The sequence below is a fragment of the Aneurinibacillus sp. UBA3580 genome, from assembly GCF_002375825.1.
In the GTDB taxonomy this organism is placed as follows: Bacteria; Bacillota; Bacilli; order Aneurinibacillales; family Aneurinibacillaceae; genus Aneurinibacillus; species Aneurinibacillus danicus.
The window spans coordinates 1-4831 of sequence record NZ_DFMZ01000120.1 but is presented as its reverse complement, the minus strand read 5'-3'; the positions used below and the strand labels follow the sequence as shown (position 1 = coordinate 4831).

Annotated in this window: 5 protein-coding genes; all 5 read right to left on the bottom strand. The window is 48.1% G+C overall.

The annotated features are described in order from the left end of the window. On the bottom strand, positions 1 to 1255 hold a 1255-nt coding region (locus tag B2899_RS16655; protein WP_286887259.1), incomplete at its 3' end, for an RNA-guided endonuclease InsQ/TnpB family protein. Positions 1256 to 1408: 153 nt separating this feature from the next. Further along, positions 1409 to 1651 carry a hypothetical protein gene (locus tag B2899_RS16650; RefSeq protein WP_286887257.1) on the bottom strand — a complete coding sequence of 81 codons (243 nt, stop codon included), beginning with the start codon at positions 1649 to 1651 and terminating at the stop codon, positions 1409 to 1411. Further along, entirely contained in the window at positions 1648 to 1857 is a 210-nt protein-coding gene (locus tag B2899_RS16645; RefSeq protein ID WP_286887254.1) for a hypothetical protein, read from the bottom strand. The genes B2899_RS16650 and B2899_RS16645 overlap by 4 nt, the downstream gene beginning before the upstream one ends. Before the next feature lie 281 nt (positions 1858 to 2138). Beyond that, positions 2139 to 3452, bottom strand: a complete 1314-nt coding sequence (locus B2899_RS16640; RefSeq protein WP_286887252.1) for a phytoene desaturase family protein — start codon at positions 3450 to 3452, stop codon at positions 2139 to 2141. Positions 3453 to 3731: 279 nt separating this feature from the next. After that, positions 3732 to 4733, bottom strand: coding sequence for an NAD(P)H-dependent flavin oxidoreductase (locus B2899_RS16635; protein ID WP_286887249.1), 1002 nt, complete (start codon positions 4731 to 4733; stop codon positions 3732 to 3734). Between the last annotated feature and the right edge of the window lie 98 nt (positions 4734 to 4831).

Sequence of the window (4831 nt, the reverse complement as noted above, 5' to 3'; positions counted from 1 at the left end):
TCCAGATCGGTTGTTTGAATACGACGCTTACGTCTGTCACTGGCATCGGATACTTTCTTCGGGCAATATTTTGCGCCCCGTTCACGTCCCGATGCCTCCCGGTCTTTGTCACCGGGCAGAAAAAGTGGCGTGTCCTTGTTTGGTGCCGACCGTCGCAGAACGGACAGTCCTGGCTGGTGTAGGCTTCTCCGGTTTCTTCCACCACCACACCGGCTTTCTTTGCTTTGTAGGTGAGGTACGCCGTAAGCCGGCCATGCTCCCACAGGGAGAGCTGCTGACGGCGGCGCTGGGTGGTTTTTCGCTTCTTCGTCGTGTCTTTCCTGGTGTTTTTCTCAATGCCATCCACCTTGCCGATGACCAGATGGGTCACCTGTTCAGCAAGGAGAAAATCCACGGCCTGCTTTGTCGTTTTATGCAGCCAATCTTTGATTTGAGCGTCGCTTTTCTGCTGGAGGTAGCGCTTGGCCCGAAGATACTTCTTCCACTGCCGGCTTCCTTTCTTGCACCGCGCCATCTTCTTCGACAGTTCCGCAAGAAACTTGGCGCGTCCCTGTTTGACGGCACGCACCGCACGACCAGAGAGGACGAGCGCTTTGTCTTCTGTGGCCAGGGCGACGCTGTGGATTTCGCCCAGGTCGCATCCGGCTGGTTTGAGCGGCAGGTGTTTATGACGCGGCTCAGCAACCGGGGTATCGATGCAGTAGTGAAACCAGTAGTGACCCCGACGCCAGACGATTTCAGCATACGTGCAGGCTGATAACGCTTCTCCCGAAAGATTCGGTATGGTAAGCGTGACATCTTCACGGAGACCGCTTCCGGCCAGCCATTTCCGCTTCTGTGTGGCCTTTGCGGTGAGAAGGCCCGCAAGTAATGGTTTGTCGTTTTTGAACTTCAGCACAATCTGCTCGCCTGTAACGACAAACCCGTTTTGTTTAAACGGAAGGCAGAAGAAATGCTTTTTTCGCCACGGATACCTGGCCCGGCGGTCGCCTCTCCTGCGTTTCTCCTTCGTTCCCTTGCGGCATTCGTCGTATTTGTCCACGATGGCCTGCACCGTTTGCGAATGAAGCCGGTATGCTTGTTTGCGGTTTGCCTGCAGCAGTGTTTTAGAAGCCCACCGCTTCCACGTGCGAAAATACAGCACGGCTTCTTCGAGCGTATCGTTCCATACCCGTGCGGCTTCGCGCTGATAGTCTCTGAGCACCGCATACAGCACCGGATCATAGGGGATGCGAAACGAGTGGATAAGCTTCATCGACCTCCTCCTCTTATTTAGAAATCTCTTCCTGTAGTATAACACAAAATCGAACGTTTGTGCGGTATGATTCATCCACATGCCTAAAGACGTGGGCTTTCTCGCGCTATTTCTGTAAATTTACGAATGATTTCATGCAGTTCATCAGCCATTCTAGATAACGATGCGGATGAAGCTTCCTGCATGAATGCCAGTTGTTCCTCCGTAGCAGCAAATACAGTCTAAATATCGGTTGAATTCGTATCCTTCCCGTCCAATGGCAACCTGTTTTACGTTATCCGAAAGTGCATGTAAATTTAAATCAATTCCTACAACGCCAAGACCTCCTCCCAGCATGGCCGAAATAGTTACCACTACGCTGCCGGACCCCGCATCAATATACGGCTCCGTAATCACAGCCCCGCCTCGTTAACCTGCGCTCCATTCTGTTCCAGGGTGGCTGCCATGTACTCTATGTCTTTTACCGCCGGCTCAATGGTACGGGTAATGAGTCCATCGAGCAGAACCACATTCTCTTGCGCGCTTTGAACAATCTTCTCTTCTACTTTTCTTTTGGCTGTTTCATATGCTGCTCCCCCTATCACCAGGCTGGGAAGCAGCAAGATGACAGCAAAAGCTATAATTAATCTGCTTTTAAATGAAATCCGGACAAATCACAGCGTTCTGGAATCGATTTCATAGAGCATAAGAAAACCAGCGGCCATTTTTTCTTGCTTGCAAAGTAAAGCGAAATATACTTTTCCATATCGTAAAAAAAAAAACGCCGCCTATCTCAGGCGGCAGAGGAAAAGGGGGGAGAATATAGGGAGACACTTACTCCTATAACTATTTTTATTCTTCCTCTTTTCTTTTTGTTTTAAACCTTGTGATTCAATTTTTTTCATTACACATAGGAATACTTGTGCAGAATAAGTTTGCTCACTTCATATGCGCTGTGGAATGACAACTCTGACAGCTGCCCCTTGCCCTCGCACCAGTCGCCTGCAAAAAACACGTTACGGTAGTCAGGTAAATACAGCGGCATGGCTTTCTGGTTCATCGTCCACTTAATTTCCTGAGCAGCGGCGCGCTTCGATACGCGCGGCACGACCAGACGATCGCGCCAACCGGCAAAGTGCTTATCATAAAGCGCTTCAATCTTCTCGTGATACTGCTGGATTTTCTCTTTGTCTTTTAAATCTTCTTCCGTTAGGTAGGCAATGGCCTGCAGCAATTGGCCGCCTTCCGGCACGCACGTTTCATCGTAGTGTGAAATATCGGTGATAAACATTTTGTTCTTTTTATCATAAATGTACGTATATGGCACCTCGATTCGTTTTTCAAGGCCAATATCATATACGTATACATAACTTGGTTCATAGCTGGAATACTGTTTAATGAAGTGTTCGATTTTTGTACCGCAAACAATCTTTTCCAATTCTTTTGGTGGCATGCAGAAAAGGAATTCTTGCCCTTTGAATACCCCCTGCGTAGTCCGTACAGCTGTAACGCGGCTATTCTCTGCCTCTACCGCTTCTGCCTTCGCTTTCGTTACAATCGTACCGCCGTTTTCCTCGATGACCCGAACGAACTCATTAATGAGAGCCTGCCAGCCTCCACCGATATAAGCAACCGGCTTGTTGGTAGTAAACAGGCGTTGATAATAGTTAAAAAACACATCGGATGGAATCCGTTCAGGCTCACGGGTGAAAAAGTTCGAGGAGGCAAGCGTTAACATCATTTCTCTTACTTCGCCCCTGATGTCTTTTTCATCCATCCATTTCTCAATCGATAAATGCGGATGACCCTTCTCCATGTGTAGCATTGTTTTAAAAATCTCAAATGTAAACTTAATTTTACTTAAGCTATTTAACACCGAGGTATTGAATAGTCCTTGAATGTTGGCTGGAACGTCCGTTAATTTGTCACCGATATCGTATTTCGCTTTGTTCGGCTCGAAGTCCCGCCAATCGATTTTAATTCCGAGCTCTTTTTCAAATTTGCGCAGCACAGAAGTGTCACGTCCATAGATTGCATGCGCGCCAAAATTAAACGAAAAACCTTTAATCTTTAATGTTACGGCTCGCCCGCCTAGATTACCTCGTTCGAGCACAACCACTTTTTTCCCTTTGTTTGCCAGGTATGCCGCGGCCGATAATCCGGCCAGACCCCCGCCTACGATGACCGCATCATAGAAGGTTGCTTCAGTTGTTTCCATGTGATTAACATCTCCCACTATGCTAGTTAATTTTACACTAGATTGGTGTTGTTTTTATATTACCACCCAAATACGCTATTTTACCTTCTTCAGATTAGTTAGACAATAGGTCATATAGTACGAAGGAAAAGAGAAGAAAAAATGAGGAGAAGATTTTCATGCAGAAAAAGGCGAATGCCTTTTTCTTCCTCGGCTCTTTTTTCCTCTTTCCCTCTTTCTTTTTTCCTTATCTTCACAAAAAAAAAGACAGCTCCAACCTAAAGAGGAGCTGCCGAAAGACTAAAGAATATGGTGCTTTGCGACTTCTTGAACCGCTTCGTATTCAATCATAAGCCTGTTAATAATCGTCTGAACCGGTAATATTTGATCGATTTCATGCACGCGTGCTCCCGCGAATACCAAACCGTTTTCCACGTCGCCGTTTACGGACGTAATGAGCGAGTCCAATGTGCAGAACCGGTAGGAACAAGCTTTCAGGCAATCGTAGCATTTCTCGATTTTCAACTTATTATCGCCGCTAATCGCCTCGGTGAAGCGGTTGCGGATGGCACGGCCCTGAAGGCCGACGGTCGTCTTTACCAGTACGAGATCGTCCGCGCTTACCGTTTCGATATACTTCTGTTTAAATGCGTCCGGCGCGTCGCATTCGACGCTCGCTACAAACCGGGTTCCCATCTGTACGCCTGAAGCGCCCATTTGAATCGCCCGCGCAATATCCGCTCCCGTCATAATGCCGCCGGCAGCGATGACCGGGATGCTGACCGCTTCAATTACCTCAGGCAGAATCTCGAACAACGGCCGGTCCGTTCCCAGGTGTCCGCCCGCTTCAAAACCTTCCACTACGACAGCGGCGGCGCCGAGACGCTCTGCCAGCCTAGCCAATTTGGCGGAAGAAACAATAGAAATAACTGGAACATCGTATTCACGTCCCCAGGCATACATATCCCGTGAGAATCCGGCGCCGGAAATAATGAAATCGACCTTCTCTTCCATGGCCGCTTTTATCGTTTCCGGAAAACTATTCATTGCAAATAATACATTAACCCCTATATATCCCTGTCCCTTTGTCAACTCTCTCGCCCTGCGAATATGGGCCCGCATCTCTTCAACCGGAATTCCCGTTCCGGAGATAATGCCGATGCCCCCGGCATTTGCGACGGCCGCCGCCAGATTGCTCAGCGAAATCCGTACGCCCATGCCCCCCTGTATAATCGGTACGCGCGGTTTCATATGCGCGATTTGTAATTGTGGTATATGCACCCCAATCCCCCCCTGTTTCATAGCTCAAACCCCTTATTTAACCCTTGCGAAGCATAGTTTAAACTATATCACACATCAAGTCTAAAAAGTGTTAATTTTTTTATACGAAAATGTCCTCA